The organism is Kribbella sp. CWNU-51 (genome assembly GCF_054073265.1).
Genome location: NZ_JBSXMZ010000004.1, coordinates 837,928 through 854,552, shown reverse-complemented (window position 1 = coordinate 854,552; position 16,625 = coordinate 837,928). Strand labels below are relative to the sequence as shown.

Annotated in this window: 17 protein-coding genes; 9 read left to right on the top strand and 8 right to left on the bottom strand. The window is 69.4% G+C overall.

Translation table 11 applies throughout. The annotated features are described in order from the left end of the window. Window positions 1–42 precede the first annotated feature (42 nt). On the top strand, window positions 43–2,064 hold the full coding sequence (gene thrS / locus ACXC9Q_RS06095; RefSeq protein WP_457055482.1) for a threonine--tRNA ligase: 2,022 nt from the start codon (window positions 43–45) through the stop codon (window positions 2,062–2,064). Next, on the top strand, window positions 2,061–2,657 hold the full coding sequence (locus ACXC9Q_RS06090) for an HIT family protein (RefSeq protein WP_457055481.1): 597 nt from the start codon (window positions 2,061–2,063) through the stop codon (window positions 2,655–2,657). Before thrS ends, ACXC9Q_RS06090 begins: the two co-directional genes overlap by 4 nt. Before the next feature lie 3 nt (window positions 2,658–2,660). On the opposite strand, the gene ACXC9Q_RS06085 is transcribed toward ACXC9Q_RS06090, so the two are convergent. Beyond that, a complete protein-coding gene (locus ACXC9Q_RS06085) occupies window positions 2,661–3,623 on the bottom strand; it encodes a hypothetical protein (protein ID WP_457055480.1) in 963 nt (320 codons plus the stop codon). Window positions 3,624–3,764: 141 nt separating this feature from the next. On the opposite strand from ACXC9Q_RS06085, the gene pgsA reads away from it, so the two are divergent. The 3 genes from pgsA to ACXC9Q_RS06070 are packed head-to-tail and all read left to right on the top strand — an operon-like array spanning window position 3,765 to window position 6,413. Beyond that, complete coding sequence (gene pgsA / locus ACXC9Q_RS06080; RefSeq protein ID WP_457055479.1) at window positions 3,765–4,430, top strand: phosphatidylinositol phosphate synthase; 666 nt, start codon at window positions 3,765–3,767, stop codon at window positions 4,428–4,430. 2 nt (window positions 4,431–4,432) lie between these two features. Next, on the top strand, window positions 4,433–5,302 hold the full coding sequence (locus tag ACXC9Q_RS06075; protein ID WP_457055478.1) for a phosphatidylinositol mannoside acyltransferase: 870 nt from the start codon (window positions 4,433–4,435) through the stop codon (window positions 5,300–5,302). Between the two features lie 10 nt (window positions 5,303–5,312). Further along, window positions 5,313–6,413: a glycosyltransferase family 4 protein gene (locus ACXC9Q_RS06070; protein WP_457055477.1), complete on the top strand. Its 1,101-nt coding sequence runs from the start codon at window positions 5,313–5,315 to the stop codon at window positions 6,411–6,413. On the opposite strand, the gene ACXC9Q_RS06065 is transcribed toward ACXC9Q_RS06070, so the two are convergent. The 5 genes from ACXC9Q_RS06065 to ACXC9Q_RS06045 are packed head-to-tail and all read right to left on the bottom strand — an operon-like array spanning window position 6,389 to window position 9,174. Next, window positions 6,389–6,631 carry a hypothetical protein gene (locus ACXC9Q_RS06065; RefSeq protein WP_457055476.1) on the bottom strand — a complete coding sequence of 81 codons (243 nt, stop codon included), beginning with the start codon at window positions 6,629–6,631 and terminating at the stop codon, window positions 6,389–6,391. The two genes, ACXC9Q_RS06070 and ACXC9Q_RS06065, sit on opposite strands and share 25 nt — an antisense overlap. After that, complete coding sequence (locus ACXC9Q_RS06060; RefSeq protein ID WP_457055475.1) at window positions 6,628–6,861, bottom strand: anti-sigma factor family protein; 234 nt, start codon at window positions 6,859–6,861, stop codon at window positions 6,628–6,630. Before ACXC9Q_RS06060 ends, ACXC9Q_RS06065 begins: the two co-directional genes overlap by 4 nt. Further along, window positions 6,858–7,478, bottom strand: coding sequence for an RNA polymerase sigma factor (locus ACXC9Q_RS06055; RefSeq protein WP_457055474.1), 621 nt, complete (start codon window positions 7,476–7,478; stop codon window positions 6,858–6,860). The genes ACXC9Q_RS06060 and ACXC9Q_RS06055 overlap by 4 nt, the downstream gene beginning before the upstream one ends. A 4-nt stretch (window positions 7,479–7,482) precedes the next feature. Next, window positions 7,483–8,709: an MFS transporter gene (locus ACXC9Q_RS06050; protein ID WP_457055473.1), complete on the bottom strand. Its 1,227-nt coding sequence runs from the start codon at window positions 8,707–8,709 to the stop codon at window positions 7,483–7,485. A gap of 60 nt (window positions 8,710–8,769) precedes the next feature. Continuing rightward, entirely contained in the window at window positions 8,770–9,174 is a 405-nt protein-coding gene (locus tag ACXC9Q_RS06045; RefSeq protein ID WP_457055472.1) for an HIT family protein, read from the bottom strand. Between the two features lie 153 nt (window positions 9,175–9,327). On the opposite strand from ACXC9Q_RS06045, the gene ACXC9Q_RS06040 reads away from it, so the two are divergent. From ACXC9Q_RS06040 to ACXC9Q_RS06030, 3 genes are read left to right on the top strand one after another with little or no spacing between them, the layout of a single operon-like run. Further along, complete coding sequence (locus ACXC9Q_RS06040; RefSeq protein ID WP_457055471.1) at window positions 9,328–9,777, top strand: hypothetical protein; 450 nt, start codon at window positions 9,328–9,330, stop codon at window positions 9,775–9,777. Next, window positions 9,774–10,649 carry a tetratricopeptide repeat protein gene (locus ACXC9Q_RS06035; protein WP_457055470.1) on the top strand — a complete coding sequence of 292 codons (876 nt, stop codon included), beginning with the start codon at window positions 9,774–9,776 and terminating at the stop codon, window positions 10,647–10,649. Before ACXC9Q_RS06040 ends, ACXC9Q_RS06035 begins: the two co-directional genes overlap by 4 nt. Next, window positions 10,650–11,909: a tetratricopeptide repeat protein gene (locus ACXC9Q_RS06030; RefSeq protein ID WP_457055469.1), complete on the top strand. Its 1,260-nt coding sequence runs from the start codon at window positions 10,650–10,652 to the stop codon at window positions 11,907–11,909. Between the two features lie 15 nt (window positions 11,910–11,924). On the opposite strand, the gene ACXC9Q_RS06025 is transcribed toward ACXC9Q_RS06030, so the two are convergent. Next, window positions 11,925–14,057, bottom strand: a complete 2,133-nt coding sequence (locus ACXC9Q_RS06025) for an elongation factor G-like protein EF-G2 (RefSeq protein WP_457055468.1) — start codon at window positions 14,055–14,057, stop codon at window positions 11,925–11,927. A gap of 152 nt (window positions 14,058–14,209) precedes the next feature. Here ACXC9Q_RS06025 and ACXC9Q_RS06020 point away from each other — a divergent pair, with 152 nt between their 5' ends. Further along, complete coding sequence (locus tag ACXC9Q_RS06020; protein ID WP_457055467.1) at window positions 14,210–16,093, top strand: DUF2207 domain-containing protein; 1,884 nt, start codon at window positions 14,210–14,212, stop codon at window positions 16,091–16,093. A gap of 4 nt (window positions 16,094–16,097) precedes the next feature. Here ACXC9Q_RS06020 and ACXC9Q_RS06015 read toward each other — a convergent pair whose 3' ends face one another. Then, window positions 16,098–16,625, bottom strand: coding sequence for a ferritin (locus ACXC9Q_RS06015; RefSeq protein ID WP_457055466.1), 528 nt, complete (start codon window positions 16,623–16,625; stop codon window positions 16,098–16,100).

Genomic DNA, 16,625 nt, shown 5'->3' with positions numbered 1-16,625 from the left:
CTGACCGGCAAACCGGCTGGTCGCCGTACCCGAGGAGTGAACGTGTCGGAAGTCAAGGTCCATCTGATCGGCGTCGAGGGCGAGGCTGAGCGGAGTGTGACCGAGACGACGACGATCGGGGAGCTGTTCGCCGGGATCTTCGGTCAGGACCGCTCCGCCATCGCCGCCCGCGTCAACGGTGAGCTGCGGGACCTGTCCCGGGTGGTCGGCGACGGCGACCAGATCGAGCCGGTCAAGGCGTCGTCCGAGGACGGCCGGGCGATCATCCGGCACTCGACCGCGCACGTGCTCGCGCAGGCCGTGCAGGACCTGTTCCCGGAGGCGAAGCTCGGCATCGGCCCGCCGGTGGAGAACGGGTTCTACTACGACTTCGACGTGCCCACGCCGTTCACGCCCGAGGACCTGGGCAAGCTCGAGAAGAAGATGCAGCAGATCATCAAGGAGCGGCAGCGGTTCAGCCGCCGCGTAGTCTCCGACGACGACGCGCGGACCGAGCTGGCGAGCGAGCCCTACAAGCTCGAGCTGATCGGCATCAAGGGCTCCGCGGCCGACGCCGCCGAGGGCGCGACTGTCGAGGTGGGTGGCGGCGAGCTGACCATCTACGACAACGTCCGGCGCGACGACTCGGTCGCCTGGAAGGACCTGTGCCGTGGTCCGCACGTCCCCGCGACGGGCTACCTGGGCAACTTCAAGCTGATGCGGACGGCCGCGGCGTACTGGCGCGGGAGCGAGCGGAACCCGCAGCTCCAGCGGATCTACGGGACGGCGTGGGAGTCCCGCGACGAGCTGAAGGCGTACCTGACCCGGCTGGAGGAGGCGGCCAAGCGCGACCACCGCAAGCTCGGCAGTGAGCTCGACCTGTTCAGTTTCCCGGACGAGATCGGCTCCGGCCTCGCGGTGTTCCACCCGAAGGGCGGCGTGCTGCGGAAGGTCATGGAGGACTACTCCCGCCAGCGCCACGTCGAGGACGGGTACGAGTTCGTCTACTCGCCGCACATCACCAAGGCCCAGCTGTTCGAGACCTCGGGTCACCTGGACTGGTACGCCGACGGCATGTACCCGCCGATGCACCTGGACGAGGAGCGCGGCGCGGACGGGCAGATCCGCAAGCAGGGCCAGGACTACTACCTGAAGCCGATGAACTGCCCGATGCACAACCTGATCTTCGCCGCCCGCGGCCGGTCGTACCGGGAGCTGCCGCTGCGGCTGTTCGAGTTCGGCACCGTCTACCGGCTGGAGAAGTCCGGCGTCGTGCACGGCATGACCCGGGCCCGCGGCTTCACCCAGGACGACGCACACATCTACTGCACCCGCGAGCAGATGCGCGACGAGCTGCGCGACCTGCTCACGTTCGTGCTCGGCCTGCTCGCCGACTACGGCCTGGACGACTTCTACCTCGAGCTCTCGACCAAGAACCCGGACAAGTTCGTCGGCTCCGACGAGGTCTGGGACGAGGCCACCGAGACCCTGCGGGAAGTTGCCGAGGGCTCCGGTCTCGAGCTGGTCCCGGACCCGGGCGGCGCCGCGTTCTACGGCCCGAAGATCTCGGTCCAGACCAAGGACGCGATCGGCCGGACCTGGCAGATGTCGACGATCCAGTTGGACTTCAACCTGCCGGAGCGGTTCGAGCTGGAGTACACCGCGCCGGACGGCTCCCGGCAGCGACCGGTGATGATCCACCGCGCGCTGTTCGGGTCGATCGAGCGGTTCGTGGCGGTGCTGACCGAGCACTACGCCGGCGCCTTCCCGCCCTGGCTGGCTCCGGTCCAGGTGATCGGCATCCCGATCACCGACGGCCACGTGGACTATCTGTACGACGTCGCCGCGCAGCTGAAGGCGCTCGGGATCCGGGTCGAGGTCGACTCGTCCGACGACCGGATGCAGAAGAAGATCCGGAACGCGCAGAAGTCCAAGGTGCCGTTCATGCTGATCGCCGGTGACGACGACATGGCCGCCGGGTCGGTGTCCTTCCGGTATCGCGACGGCACGCAGAAGAACGGCGTACCGATCGCCGACGCGGTCGCGGAGATCATCGAGGCTGTCCAGAAGCGCGCCCAGGTATGACGGAAACCCCTGACCCCTCCGACCTGCCGGAGTCGCCGTACGTCCCCGACGAGCTGGTGGCGCAGGACGGGGTCGGGGTGCCGGACGAGTTCCTGCGGTTGTGGACGCCGCATCGGATGGCCTACATCGAGGGGGAGAACAAGCCGACCAGCTCGGAGGCCGGGTCGGGGTGCCCGTTCTGCCGGCTGCCGGGGTTGCCGGACGCCGAGGCGCTGATCGTGCACCGGGGTGAGGCGGCGTACGCGGTGCTGAACCTGTACCCGTACAACCCCGGTCATCTCATGGTCGTGCCTTATCGGCACGTGGCCGACTACACCGAGCTGACCGCCGAAGAGGTGACCGACGTCGCCACGCTGACGCGGGAAGCGATGCAGGCGGTCCGCACGGTGTCGGGTGCGCACGGCTTCAACATCGGTATGAATCAAGGGCAGATCGCCGGCGCCGGGATCGCGGCCCACCTGCACCAGCACGTCGTACCGCGCTGGGCAGGTGACACCAACTTCATGCCGGCGATCGCGCACACCAAGGTCCTGCCGCAGTTGCTGCCCGACACTCGGGCCCTGCTCGCCAAGTCCTGGCCGACCGAGCCCTGAAGCTCAGCGTAGAAAGAGCGGCAGCAAGGGGTCGACGATCCCCGTCAGCGTGGCCAGGGAGGCCACCTGCGGCGGGTTGGTCAGGCCGGTGACCCGAACGACCCGGCGGCCCTGGCGGAAGACGAGCTCGCCCGCCTCAGGCAGGTAGTAGCCGGGCTGCCCGATCGGGGCGAGCCGAGGCGGCGGCACCGTCTCCGCCTCGGGGATGCTCGGCTGGTCGAACGCCTCGACGATCGAAGCCGTCGCGTCCAACGACCCCCAGATGCAAGTCAGCGCGCCTTTCACCCGGTAGTCCCGCCGCAGCTGCACCTGCAACCCGACGAACCGCTCGGCCGCGGAGTTCGCGACCTGACAGGCCTCGTCCACCTGCCGCGCCGGTCGAAGCGTCTTCGGTACGGCGTCCCGCGTCGCGAGAGCGATCGCGACGGCTTTGGCCCGGTCGACGCCGTCCGCGGTACCGAGATCGATCCCGCCGGCCGGTGTGATCCGTACGGCTCGGTCGCCGGCGGGGAAGACGAGGCGCGACTCGGCGATGCGGGCATCCGGACCGAGCTCGGGCAGCGGCGCGACGGTGCCGGTGCCGGTCATCAGCCGGCCCAGGGAGTCGGGCCGGCTCGGCAGCGCGCTGACGCCGATCGTCACGACCCGATCCTGGACGAGCAGGGTGCACAGGTCCATCGAGGGGAGGCCGCCGTCGTTCCAGGAGTTCGGTTTCGCGGTGACGGGGACGTGGAGCTTCGCGGTCAGCGCGTGGGTGATCGCCGTACACACCTGCGCTCCGGGAGCGCCTGCCGAACCGTCCAGACCCTCGGCCTGCGGGGGCGCGACGACGGTGGGCACGACGGTCGGTGCGGCTGTGATGCGTGGCTGGGAGTCGTTAGCGCGCCGCGCGACCGAGCATCCTGCGGTCGCCACCAGCACGGCAAGCACACCGGCGACGGCGCCACGGCTGGTCCTGAGTCGCATCCAGACACCTCCGAGCCTTCCAGCGGCTCGCTCACAGCGCGGGCCACTGTGACCAGGATCGCGCGAATGGAGGTCTTTCGCAGGCGGAATCGGGTGGCTTGTCACCTGATGGTGATCCGGCTGGACTACGATCGCGTCGCCATGCTTAACAGATTCCGGCAGTTCTGGACCAAGGTGATCACGCCGATCGCCAACCTCCTGCTCAAGCTCGGCGTGAGCGCCGACGCGGTCACGCTGGTGGGCACCATCGGGGTGTGCGCCGGCGCGCTGATCTTCTTCCCGCGCGGCCAGCTCTGGCTGGGCGTCGTTGTCATCACCTGTTTCGTGTTCTCCGACATGATCGACGGGTACATGGCCCGGACGTCGGGGACGTCGTCGAAGTGGGGCTCGTTCCTCGACTCCACGCTGGACCGGATCGCCGACGCCGCGATCTACGGCGGCCTGGTGCTGTACTACGCCAACTCAGGCGCCGGCGACTCGACCCTGATGGCTGCAGTGACGCTTTGGGCGCTGGTGATGGGCGCGGTCACGTCGTACGCGCGAGCCAAGGCCGAGAGCCTCGGACTGAAGGCGAGCGGCGGTCTGGCCGAGCGCGCGGACCGGCTCGTGTTCACCCTGATCCTGGCCTTCTTCTCCGACGTCCTGAACCTCCCGATCCTGCTGAAGATCGTGCTCTGGGCGGTCGCGGTCGCGAGCACGATCACCGTGATCCAGCGGATCCTCGGGGTCCGCAAACAGGTCCTCGCCGACCCGGCCAACGCCGGCCTGGACACGCCGCCGCCGGCCGAACCCGACGCGCAGAGCTGAGGATGGGCGGCCTCCGTCAGCGGGCGGTCGATCTGGCGTTCGCACTCGCCTGGGCGCTGGTACGACGCCTGCCCGAGCGGACCGTCACCTGGCTGTTCCACCAGGCCGCGGACCGCGTCGTACGCCGGAACGGGCGCGGCGTACGGCGGTTGCGCGGCAATCTGGCCGTGGTCCGTCCGGACGCGACCGAGGCGGAGCTCGACGCGCTGACGCGGGCGGGGATGCGGTCGTACCTGCGCTACTGGCAGGAGGCGTTCCGGCTGCCGGAATGGAGCGACGAGGAGATCGTCGGGCGGGTCCGGACGGTCAACGAGAAGCTGGTGCGCGACGCGTACGCCGCCGGCCGCGGTGTGATCTGCCCGCTGCCGCACCTCGCCAACTACGACCACGCGGGCGCCTGGGCGGGCCTGACCGGGATGCCGGTGTCGACCGTGGCCGAGCGCTTGCAGCCCGAGTCGCTGTTCGACCGCTTCATCGCCTATCGCAAGAAGCTCGGCATGGAGGTCCTCCCGCTGACCGGCGGTGATGAGGACGTCATCGGCGTACTCGCGGAACGCCTGCGGGCGGGCGGATTCGTCTGTCTCGTGGCAGACCGGGATCTGTCCGAGCGGGGTGTCCCGGTGACATTCTTCGACCGTCCGTCCCGGATGCCGGCCGGTCCGGCCGCGCTGAGCCTGCGCACGGGTGCACCGGTCATCCCGGTGACCCTGCACTACGACGGGCCTGACCTGGTCATCACCTTCCACGACGCCATCGACCCCGACGGCGGCATGGCCGCGATGACGCAGCGCTGCGCGGATGCGTTCGCCCAGGGGATTGCGGCACATCCGCAGGACTGGCACATGCTGCAGAGGATTTTCCTGGATCAGTAAGAATCGTTCCGTGAGGATCGGTGTGGTGTGCCCGTACTCGCTGGGCACGCCCGGCGGGGTGCAGAACCACGTGCGCGACCTCGCCGAGGCGCTGCTGGCGCTGGGCCACGAGGTGTCGGTCCTGGCTCCGGTCGACGACTCCGACGCGGCTCCGCCGTACGTCGTCTCGTCCGGCCGGGCGGTCGGGGTCCCGTACAACGGGTCGGTCGCGCGGGTCACCTTCGGGCCGCGCACGGCCGCCCGAGTGAAGAGCTGGCTGGCCGACGGCGACTTCGATGTCGTCCACGTGCACGAACCGACCACGCCGAGTGCGTCGATCATCGCGCTCTGGTCGGCCGAGGGGCCGTTCGTCGCGACGTTCCACACCTGGCAGGTCCGGTCGCGCGCGATGAGTGCGGCGGCCGGTCTGCTCCGGCCGGCGCTGGAGAAGATCGACGCCCGGATCGCGGTCTCGGAGAACGCCCGCTCGATGATGGTCCAGCACATCGGCGGCGAGGCCGTGGTGATCCCGAACGGGCTCTACACCGCCCACTTCAAGGGGAGTCCGCGGCGGGAGTGGCTGGGCGCCGACGGCACGATCAGCTTCCTCGGCCGGCTGGACGAGCATCGCAAGGGCCTCGGCGTTCTGTTGAAGGCTGTGCCGGCGCTGGTCGCAGAACGTCGCGGACTGAAGATCCTGGTCGCCGGTGCCGGTCAGGCCGACGAGGCCCGCCGCCTGCTGCCGGCGCACTGTCGCGACAACGTCCTGTTCCTGGGCGCTGTCGACGACGAGGCCCGCGCGGACATGCTGGCCGGCTCGGATCTGTACGTCGCGCCGCATTTGGGCGGTGAGAGCTTCGGCATCGTCCTGCTCGAAGCCATGGCCGCCGGGGCGCCCGTGCTGGCGAGTGATCTGGCTGCCTTCCGCCAGGTGCTCGACGACGGACGGCTAGGGGAGCTGTTCGAGCCAGGCGACGTGGAAGAGCTCACCACTCGCGCACTGCGGCTGCTCAGCTCGCCGGACGAGCGTGACAAGCTCCGCGCCGCGGGACTGAGCGCCGTACCGCGTTATGACTGGTCGGTGTTGCTCCCGGAGTTGCTGGCCGTCTACGAGCTGGTCGCCCGGCGGTAGCGCTCGGCCAGTCGCTGCAGGTAGTCCGTCAGCTCAGGCGGGCCGTTCCGTACGACGAAGTCCGCGTCGAGCAGGCTCAGGTGGACCGCCATGCTCTGGACCGAATCAGCCTTCTCCAGGTCGAACGCAACGAGGTACCAGCGCCGGGACCAGCCGATGACGCAGGACGCGCCGGATCTGTTGCTGCAGGACCTGCGCGAGTTCTTCGCGTCGATCACCGGCGATCGCGGAACGCGTTGAGGAGTGTGCTGCGGGCGTCACCCGGCAGAGCGGCGGCGGGCAGGTCGGTGAGTGCCTGCGACGTCTGGCGGATCTGGTCGAGGTAACGCTCGCAGCCGTCGCACAGGGCGAGATGGTCGACGAAGTCCTGCTCGGCATCGGTGCTCAGGGCGCCCTCGAGGAACGCCGTGACCTGCTCGACGAACTCACGGCACTCGAGGTCGCTCATGAGTCATCACCTTCCCGTCGGTAATACTCCTCCAGTTTGCCGCGCAGGAACGCGCGCGCCCGGTGCAACAACACCCGCTGGTTGGCCGGCGTGATCCCGAGCAGCTCACAGACTTCGTCGTACGGCCAGCCCTCGATGTCCCGCAGTACGACGACCAGGCGCTGGCGCTCGGGGAGTTCGGCCAGGGCGTCGGTGAGGTGGGTGCGGACCTCCGCGGTGAGCAGGCCTTGCTCGGGGGACGGCCAGGCCGGCGGGAAGTCCCACCAGTGACCGGGGAAGGGATCGCCCGCCGGCCGGAAGCGGCTCGGGTCCACGGTCGGGCCGCTGTCGTCGACGCTGCTCATCGGGACGACCTTGTGCTCGCGGACGCCGCGGCGCTTGGCCGTGTTGGTGAGGATCCGGTAGACCCAGGTCTTCAGCGACGACCGGCCTTCGAACCGGTCGATGCCCTCGATCACCGCGAGCCACGTCTCCTGGACGACGTCCGCGGCCGATTCCTCGGTCGACACGAACGACCGGGCCAGCCGCAGCATCCCGCCGGACCACCCGTCCAGGAGCACCCCGAACGCGGCCTCGTCCCCGGCGCGCAACCGCTCCAGGAGGGCGTCGTCCGTCATCGGCTCAGCGTAGGGCGTCAGCATGCCGCTGAACCCAGACGAGTGCGGCCCCGCCGAGGGCGACCGCAGCGGTGATCATCCAGCCGGACACGTACACACCGGCATGCTTGCTCACGGCACCGAATACGAGCGCGAACGGCGTGAACAGCATCCACGACACCGCACTGATCCCGGATGCCACGCCGGTCCGGATCGTCGACGGTACGGCGTCGTGCAGCAGGCGACTGAGGTGGATGCCGATCACCACCAGCAGGAAGGTCAACGCGGTCATCGCGGCCGTCAGCGCGGCCAGGCTGCGGCTCGTGGTCATCGTCACGCACGCCGCGAGCATGGTCAGTACGACGACCGTGAGCGGGAGCGGCCGCTCGAGGTGGATCCGGTTCGCGAGCAGGCCGCCGATGCCGAGCGTGCCGACCAGGAGCGCCCAGAACGGGCCGTAGTACCCGGCCTCGGTCTTGAGCGTGATCAACCACAGCGGCCCGAACTCGAACATCGCCTGCAGGATCATCGCGGCCATCACCGTGGCGGCCGCGATCGGGATCAGCCGGCCGCGGTCGGTGATCGCGCGGTAGGTGACTCGGAGATGGTCCCGGAGCGAGGTGCGCTCGGCGGTCTGGTGCAGCTTGGGTTCACGCAGCCGGGTCAGGGCGACCAGGTAGAGGAGTGCGAACGGGAGGGTGAGGAAGTAGGTCGCTCGAGGGGAGAGGGCTGCGGCGATCCAGCCGCCTGCGAGGGCGCTGCCCACGAGGGCGACGCTCTCGACGAAGCGGACCCGGCCGATCCGGCGCTCGTACTCCGCGCTGTCACCGGTCTCCTCGAGCACCACGTCGTACACGATCGCCTCGACGGTGCCGGAGTACATGGCGAAGTAGATCCCGAGGATGAGCGCCGCCACGATGTACGTCGCAACGTTGTGGCTCAGCGCACCGATGAAGACGCTCACCGCCAACGCGACGCCCGCGACCATCAGTACCCCGCGCCGCGACCACCGGTCTGCCAGCACTCCGGACACGACCTCGGCAAGTGGCGTCATCGCCGCATACGCGGCGGCCATCAGCCCGATGGATGCCGCATCGAATCCGATGCCGGTCACGAACAGCTTCTCGACCGGCACCCAGAAGCCCACCCCTTGCAGGAAGGCGGCAACCCAGAGGGGCCTCAGCCGCACAGCCACCCCCGCGCGGAGCGCGAGGACCTCGTCTGACCGGGTTGTGGCTGCTGTGTTCGGCATGACAACTCCAGGGCTGGTTAAGTGCGGACAGCCCTGCAGTGTCGTGGGGGTGGGGAAGTGTTACACCAGCTTCGCGGCGGTGGCGTTGATCTGGTCGAAGTCGCCCGGGGCCGGGTGCCAGGGGAGTTGGAGCGGGTCGTCCTGGTAGCGGGGGATGACGTGCAGGTGGGTGTGGAAGACGGACTGCCACGCGGCCGCGCCGATGCAGCTGAGGAGGTTGGCGCCGTCTGCGTCCAGGCGCTCGATCACCCGGCCGACCAGCGACTGCGCGAGCAGGGTCGCCGCGGTCAGATCCTCGGCGTCCGCCGTCCGCAGGTCGGTCGAGTGCGCTCGCGGGATCACCAGCAGGTGCCCGGCCGTCGCGGGATTGATGTCCATGAAGGCGATCGCCCGGTCGGTCTCGGCCACCCGCGTCGACGGAATGGTGCCGGCCACGATCCCGCAGAAGAGACAGTTCTCGCTCATCGCCCCAGGCTAGTGCCCCGCCGCGCCGGCGCCGGCCGGGAAGAAACGGGGGGAGGGAGGAATCGCCCCAGGCTAGTGCCGGAGGAACGGGGGAGGGGGGTTCAGCCCAGGCTATACACTGCGCGAGCCGAACCCTGCCCGCCGAGGAGCCCCATGCCGGACGAACTGTTGCGCCCGACGATCGGCGCCGGTGTGGACATGTCGGTGCGCCCGTGGCGGCTGATGTCGCAGGCGTACGTCGCCTTCTTCGGCGGCGTGATCGGCTCGACGATCATCGCCTCGCTCAACGCCCGCCGCCTCGGCGTGGATGCGGCCAAACGCCGCCTCATCCTGCTCATCGGCGCCGGCGGCCTCGTGGCCGTGATCGCCGTTTCCACCCTGCTGAACGGCGACGACGACCTCGCGTCCGGTTTCGGTGTCGCCATCCGGGTCGTGGCCATCGTCACCTGCCTCGCCCAGCTCCGGCTCCAGCGCCCGATGGACCGCGCCTTCCAGCTCCGCGGCACCGACTACGGCTCGCTCTGGGGGCCGGGCATCGCGGCCACGATCGGCGGCGCGATCGCCGAAGCCCTGATCCTGCTCGTCACTGTGAGGGTCTTGTGAACGAACCTACCGAGGCCCGCCTCCAGATGGCCGGCCACTGGCTCCAGATCGGCCACCCTGAGCGCACCCTGGACGAGCTCCAGGGCCTGACGGGTGACGCGGCCCTCGACTACCGCGCGTACCTGTTCCGCGGCGCCGCTCTGCACACCCTTGACCGGAACGCCGAGGCCATCGACGTACTCCGCGACGGCCTGGCCCAGCACGGCCCCTTCCCGCCGCTCCTCCAGGTCCTGGGCTCCTCGTTGCGCTCTGAGGGCCAACTCCCCGAAGCCGAGGCCGCCTTCCTCCAGGGCCTCAGCCTGGACCCGAATGACCCCGACCTCCTGATCGGCTACGCCCGCGTCTGCCTCGCCGCCGGCCAGGCCGAGAAGGCGAGCGCTCTGGTCGAGCGTGCCGCCTCGCACGCCCCCGAGAGCGCCGCCGTCTCCGCCGCTCGCGCGCAGGTCGCGTTCGCCCTCGGCAACGACCGCGACATGCACCGCCACAGCACCGAGGCCCTGTCCCACGACCCCGAGGACCCGAACGCACGGGCCCTGCACGGTACGGCGTCAATGCTCACCGGCGACTCGCGATCCGGGTACACGTCGCTCGCCTCCGCCGCCGCGTCCCAACCGGGCGACGCGGACCTGCGTGCGGCTGCTCGTGAGGCCAGGCTGATCAACCATCCGTTGATGCTGCCGCTGCGGCCGTTCGCGCGGCTCAACCCGCTGGTCGTCTGGATCGGCGCGGTTGCGATCATCTACGGTCTCCGGATCGCCGGCCTGGGTCCGCTGTCGTTCGTGTTCGCGATGATCTGGCTGGGCTTCTGCGTGTACTCCTGGGTGGTCCCACCCCTTGTCCGCCGCTGGCTCAACAGAAACTGGGGAGCCTGAATGACCAACGACCGGATCGTCGCGTTGCGTAAGGCGGTCGAGGCCAACCCGGACGACGTCCTGCTGCGGCTCGTCCTGGCTGAGTCGCTGGTGACTGCCGGTGACACCGACGAGGCGCTCGACCAGTACGTCGTACTCCTCGATCAGCAAGGGCTTCCGGACGACCAGTTCGTTCCGGTCGGCGAGTTGGCGGCGGCGAACGGGCGGCTTGCGCTGCTGCGGAGCCTGCTCGAGGCGGCCCGTCTGCAGGGCGTGGTCGAGGGAACCGGTCGGCTGCAGCAGTTGGTCGACGGGATGATCGCGGAGCGCAGCGGGGTGCGGATCAAGGTCGGCCCCGAGGCAGAGACGCCGTACGACGTGGAGACGCCGAAGGAGACCACCACCTTCGACCAGGTCGGGGGCATGGAGGAGATCAAGCGGGTGATCCACCGGATGGTCATCCTGCCGCTGAGCCGCCCGGAGCTGTACGAGAAGTACGGGCGGAAGTCGGGCGGCGGCGTGATGCTCTACGGCCCGCCTGGCTGCGGGAAGACGTTGCTGGCGCGGGCGACCGCGGGGGAGTGCGGTCTCCCGTTCGTCAACGTCCGGATCGAGGACGTGATGGACCCGTACCTCGGCGTCTCCGAGCGCAACCTGCACGAAGCCTTCGAGCGCGCGCGGGCGAACGCGCCGTGCGTCCTGTTCCTCGACGAGCTCGACGCACTGGCCTTCGCCCGGCACAAGCACGGCGGATCCGAGGCCCGCCGGCTGGTCGACGTACTGCTCCAGGAGCTCGACGCGATCGGCTCCGAGAACGAGGGTCTGCTCGTCCTCGCCGCGACCAACGCGCCCTGGGACGTGGACGAGGCGATGTTGCGACCCGGCCGGTTCGACCGGGTGATCTTCGTGCCGCCGCCGGACGAGCCCGCGCGGGCCGACATCCTGTCCGTGCTGGTGAAGGAGGTGCCGGCCGACGGACTGGATCTGAAGGCGCTCGCCGGTCAGACGCCGATGTTCAGCGGCGCGGACCTGCGCGCGCTGATCGAGCGCGGTGTCGACCGGGTGATCGACGAGGCGCTCGCCGGCGGTGGCGAGCCGCCGCTCGCGATGCGGCACCTGACCGAGGCGCTGCCAACGGTCAAGCCGTCGACACTCGACTGGCTGCACCGCGTCCGCTCGTACATCGAGTTCGCCAACCAGAGCGAGCGGTACGACGACGTCGCGGCGTACCTGAAGTCCCGCGACGTCCGCCGCCGGCTCAGCCGCGACACCAAGGGCTGAGCCGGCTCACAGTCGTCAGGTCGACTTCACCTTCGCCGCTGCCGACTCCGGCATCGGCTCGTACCGGGAGAACTGCCGGCTGAACGACGCCGAGCCATGCGACAGCGACCGCAGGTCGATCGTGTAGCGGGTGATCTCCACCTGGGGGACCTCGGCCTTCACCAGGGTCCGGTCGTCGCCGACCTTGTCCGTCCCGAGCAGCCGCCCGCGCCGGCCGGACAGGTCGCTCATCACCGTGCCGACCAGGTCGTCCGGCACCAGCACCGACACCAGATCCACGGGCTCCAGCAGGTTCACCTTGGTGGCGGCCGCTGCCTCGCGCAAGGCCAGCCCGCCGGCCATCTGGAACGCCATGTCGGACGAGTCGACGCTGTGCGACTTCCCGTCCAGCAGCGTGACCCGGATGTTCACCATCGGATACCCGGCGTGGACACCCTTCTCCATCTGCGCCCGCACGCCCTTCTCGACGCTCGGGATGAACTGCCGCGGCACCGCGCCGCCGACCACCTTGTCGACGAACTCGAAGTCGGACCCCTGCGGTAGCGGCTCCACCTCGATGTCGCAGACGGCGTACTGACCGTGGCCACCGGACTGCTTGACGTGCCGCCCGTGGCCCTTCGCCTTCCCGCCGAACGTCTCCCGCAGTGGCACCCGCAACTCCACGGTGTCCACGGTCACGCCGTACCGGTTGGCCAAGGCGTCGAGTACGACGTCGGAGTGGGCCTCGCCCATGCACCAGAGCACGATCTGGTGGGTCTCCGGATTCTGCTCGATGCGGAGCGTCGGGTCCTCGGCCGCCAGCCGCTGCAACCCGCCACTCAGCTTGTCCTCGTCTGTCTTCGCATGCGCCTGGACGGCGATCGGCAGCAACGGCTCAGGCATCGTCCACGGCTTCAGCAGCAGTGGATCAGCCTTGTCGGACAGCGTGTCGCCCGTCTCCGCCCTGGTCAGCCGCCCGATCGCGCACAGATCGCCCGCGACCACGGCCGGCGCCGGCCGCTGCACCTTGCCCAGCGGGAACGACAGCGAGCCGATCCGCTCGTCCTCGTCGTGATCGGTGTGCGAGTTCTGCTCACCGAAGAAGGACGTGAAATGGCCCGACACGTGAACCGTCGTGTCGGGCCTGATGGTGCCGGAGAACACCCGCACCAGGCTGACCCTGCCGACGTACGGATCCGACGTCGTCTTCACCACCTCGGCCAGCAGCGGCCCGTCCGGGTCGCAGGTCAGGCCCTTGCGCGCCACACCGTGTGGGCTGAACACCTCGGGCAGCGTGTGCTCGAGCGGCGACGGGAACCCGCTGGTCGCGACCTCGAGCAGCTCGAACGTGCCGACCCCGGACGCGCTGCAGACCGGGACGACCGGGAAGAACGAGCCGCGCGCGACGGCCCGCTCGAGGTCGTCGATCAGCACCTTCTGGTCGATCTCCTCGCCCTCGAGGTACCGATCCATCAGCGACTCGTCCTCGGACTCCTCGATGATGCCCTCGATCAGGGTCCCGCGCAGTTCCTCGATCTGGTCGTCGTACGACGACTCCGGGGCCGAGGTCGACCGTTTGCCCCCGGCGTAGCCGTAGTACGTCTGGGAGAGCAGCCCGATCAGCCCGTCACCAGCGGGCAGGTAGAGCGGCAGCACCTTGTCGCCGAACGCGGCCTGCGCGGTGGCGAGCGCGTTCTGGTAGTTGGCACGGGCATGGTCGAGCTTGGTGACCACGACGGCCCGCGGCATCCCGACCTGGTCGCACTCCTGCCACAGCGCCTTGGTCGGCTCGTCGACGCCTTCGCTCGCCGAGATCACGAACAGCGCACAGTCGGCGGCGCGGAGTCCAGCCCGCAATTCGCCGACGAAATCGGCGTACCCGGGGGTGTCGATCAGGTTCACCTTGACGCCGTCGTGCGGCAGCGAGGCGAGCGAGAGGCCCACCGAGCGCTGCTGCCGGACCTCGGCGTCGTCGAAGTCGCACACCGTGGTTCCGTCCAGGACGGTGCCGGGTCTGTTCAGGACGCCGGAGGCCACCAGCAAGGCCTCGACGAGAGTGGTCTTGCCGGCTCCGGACGGGCCGACGAGCACCACGTTGCGGATGGCGTCCGGGCTGTCCACAGCGGGCGCGGCTCCGGTGCCTTGGGAAGTGTTCGCCTTGTCTGCCATGACGTTCCTCCTGGTCCACCCACCATTCCCCCAACGGCCACTTCGCACAAGAGTCTTCACGTCGCCCTTTCGTCGAAACCGGCACAGACCGCTGATTGATCAGGTGCCTGGCGGCCCGGTTGCGGACCCTCGCGCTCGGTAAGGTCGTGGCCATGCGTAGGGCTCTCGGGGTCGTCATCAGCACGCTGGTCGCCGTCCTGGCGCTGGCCGGTTTCGCGGCGCCCGCGTCGGCTGCGGCCGGCGACATGGTGCAGAACTTCACGATCGACTACACCGTCACCCCCGACGGTGTGCTGCAGGTGAAGGAGACCATCCAGTACACGTTCGATAGCAGCGGCCGGCACGGCATCTACCGTGATCTCGTCACTCGCGAGCCGTACACGGACGACGATTCGAAGGACCAGAAGTACGAGGTCTCGAACATCACCGTGAGCAGCCCGTCCGGTGCTCCGGACGAGTTCACGACCGCGACGAGCACGTCGAACCACGACCGCTACCAGGAGTTGCGGATCAAGATCGGCTCCGAGAACGAGACGGTCCCCGGGAACAACGCGACGTACGTGATCACGTACGACGTCCGCGGCGCACTCCGGCACTTCGCGGACCACAGCGAGCTGTACTGGGATGCGACCGGCAGGGCGTGGGCCGCGGTGATCAACCAGGTCACCGTCAACGTCACCGTCCCCGAAGGCGTACAACAGGTCGAGTGCTTCATGGGTACGCCGGGGTCGAACCGGAGCTGTTCGCAGAAGTCGGTGAGCGGTGGGATGGGCGTCTTCGGCGCGGCGAACGTCCCGAGCGGCGAGCAGTTGACCATCGTCGCCGGCATCAGGGCCGGTGTGGTCAGCAACGACACCCCCATCGTGGAGGACGCGCCGAGCTGGATGAAGCGGAACGGCGTGACCTGGCCCGCGCTGGCGGGCTCCGCGGCGGTGAGTCTGGCCGCGATCGCGGCCGCCGCGCTGTACTCGCGGAACGGGAACAAGGACCAGCGGTTCGCCGGGATGCCGCCAGGCACGTTCCCACCGAACGGAGTCGCGGCCGAGCCCGTGAAGGACGACCTGACCGAGGACCAGATCCCGGTCGCGTTCGCGCCGCCGCGGATCCCGGTGGCCGAGGGCGGCCTGCTGATCGACGCGAAGGCGAACACCACGGAGACCGCGGCGACCCTGATCGACCTGGCGGTGCGCGGCGGCGTACGGATCGAGAACACGGGTAACGACCAGAAGGCCGTGTTGCTGAACCCGGCGGTCGCGACCGCGCCGCACGAGCAGGTGCTGATGTCGGGGCTGTTCCCGTCGCTGCAGCCCGGCGCCGAGGTGTTGTTGCGGCGCGGCGCGGTGGGCGACCAGACGATGCGGCGGGCGCACGACGGGATGATCGCGGCGCTGCGGGATCAGGTGAAGCAGCGCGGGTGGTATCTGCGGATGCCGCGGGCGGGCGGCGGTTCGGCGTTCAAGAACGGCTTCGGCTGCGCGTGCATGGCGATCATCGCGATCTGGGTGTTCGGGGCCGGGCTGGCCGGGACGATCACAGGTGCGGCGACCGGTGGGCTCGGGCGCGCCATCGTGATCGGGATCCCGGTGGTCGCCGTACTCGTTGCCGTCGGCATCTGGATCGCGAAGCGCGGCAAGGGCCAGCGGAACCCGGCCGGCCGGGCGGTCGCGGACCAGCTGGTCGGGTTCCGGAAGTACCTGGCCACCGCGGAGGCTGATCAGCTGCGGTTCGAGGAGGGGGAGGACATCTTCAGCAAGTACCTCCCGTGGGCGATCGCGTTCGGGCTGGCCGACCGCTGGCAGAAGGTCTGCGAGCAACTGGTCGCCGCGGGTCGTCTGACCCCTGACCCGTACTGGTACAGCGGCCCGTCGTACTACACCTCCGGCTGGACCGCCGGACTGGTCGGCTCCACCGTCGCCAGCACCTTCGACCCGCCGCCGGCCCCGGCCAGCAGCGGCGGAGGCGGCGGCAGTTCCTCCGGCTTCAGCGGCGGATCCTCCGGAGGCGGCGGCGGCGGTGGAGGCGGCGGCAGCTGGTAGGAACTCAGACCGCGCCGCCGGCAGCCGGGGGAGCGGTCGGGTCGTTGCCTGCGTCGCCGACCACCTCGCGAGCCAGGAAGTCCTCGAGGTGGAACAGGTTGTCACCGGCCCGCTTCGCGACGTTGACGAGCGTCTTCATCGCGGCGACCTCCTCGACCTGTTCCTTCAGGAACCACTGCATGAACTGCTCGCCGACGTAGTCACTCTCGTCCCGCGCGGTCCGGGCCAGCGTCTCGATCTGCTTGGTGACGGTGATCTCCTGCGCCAGCGCCAGCTCCAACGGCTCGAGCGCGGTCTTGAAGTCCGACTCCACCTCGCCGACTGACGGGATCTGCGGCCGGATGTCCTTGTCGAGCAGGTACTGCACCATCATCATCGCGTGGTTGCGTTCTTCCAGCGCCTGTTTGTAGAAGTGCCCGGACAGCTGCGGCAGGTCCTGATCGTCGTACCAGACAGCGACCGCCGTGTACTGCTGGGACGCCGTGAATTCGTTACGGATCTGTTCTTGCAGAAGTTTTTCGTACGTGCTCAT

Excerpts from the sequence above, each read along its gene's own strand:
- ACXC9Q_RS06055 (WP_457055474.1), bottom strand. The coding sequence starts at position 7,478 with ATGACGGACGACGCCCTCCTGGAGCGGTTGCGCGCCGGGGACGAGGCC.
- ACXC9Q_RS06025 (WP_457055468.1), bottom strand. The coding sequence starts at position 14,057 with ATGGCAGACAAGGCGAACACTTCCCAAGGCACCGGAGCCGCGCCCGCT.
- ACXC9Q_RS06015 (WP_457055466.1), bottom strand. The coding sequence starts at position 16,625 with ATGAGCACGTACGAAAAACTTCTGCAAGAACAGATCCGTAACGAATTC.
- ACXC9Q_RS06040 (WP_457055471.1), top strand. The coding sequence starts at position 9,328 with ATGCCGGACGAACTGTTGCGCCCGACGATCGGCGCCGGTGTGGACATG.
- ACXC9Q_RS06020 (WP_457055467.1), top strand. The coding sequence starts at position 14,210 with ATGCGTAGGGCTCTCGGGGTCGTCATCAGCACGCTGGTCGCCGTCCTG.
- ACXC9Q_RS06050 (WP_457055473.1), bottom strand. The coding sequence starts at position 8,709 with ATGCCGAACACAGCAGCCACAACCCGGTCAGACGAGGTCCTCGCGCTC.
- ACXC9Q_RS06045 (WP_457055472.1), bottom strand. The coding sequence starts at position 9,174 with ATGAGCGAGAACTGTCTCTTCTGCGGGATCGTGGCCGGCACCATTCCG.
- pgsA (WP_457055479.1), top strand. The coding sequence starts at position 3,765 with ATGCTTAACAGATTCCGGCAGTTCTGGACCAAGGTGATCACGCCGATC.
- ACXC9Q_RS06090 (WP_457055481.1), top strand. The coding sequence starts at position 2,061 with ATGACGGAAACCCCTGACCCCTCCGACCTGCCGGAGTCGCCGTACGTC.
- ACXC9Q_RS06085 (WP_457055480.1), bottom strand. The coding sequence starts at position 3,623 with ATGCGACTCAGGACCAGCCGTGGCGCCGTCGCCGGTGTGCTTGCCGTG.
- ACXC9Q_RS06030 (WP_457055469.1), top strand. The coding sequence starts at position 10,650 with ATGACCAACGACCGGATCGTCGCGTTGCGTAAGGCGGTCGAGGCCAAC.
- ACXC9Q_RS06060 (WP_457055475.1), bottom strand. The coding sequence starts at position 6,861 with ATGAGCGACCTCGAGTGCCGTGAGTTCGTCGAGCAGGTCACGGCGTTC.
- ACXC9Q_RS06075 (WP_457055478.1), top strand. The coding sequence starts at position 4,433 with ATGGGCGGCCTCCGTCAGCGGGCGGTCGATCTGGCGTTCGCACTCGCC.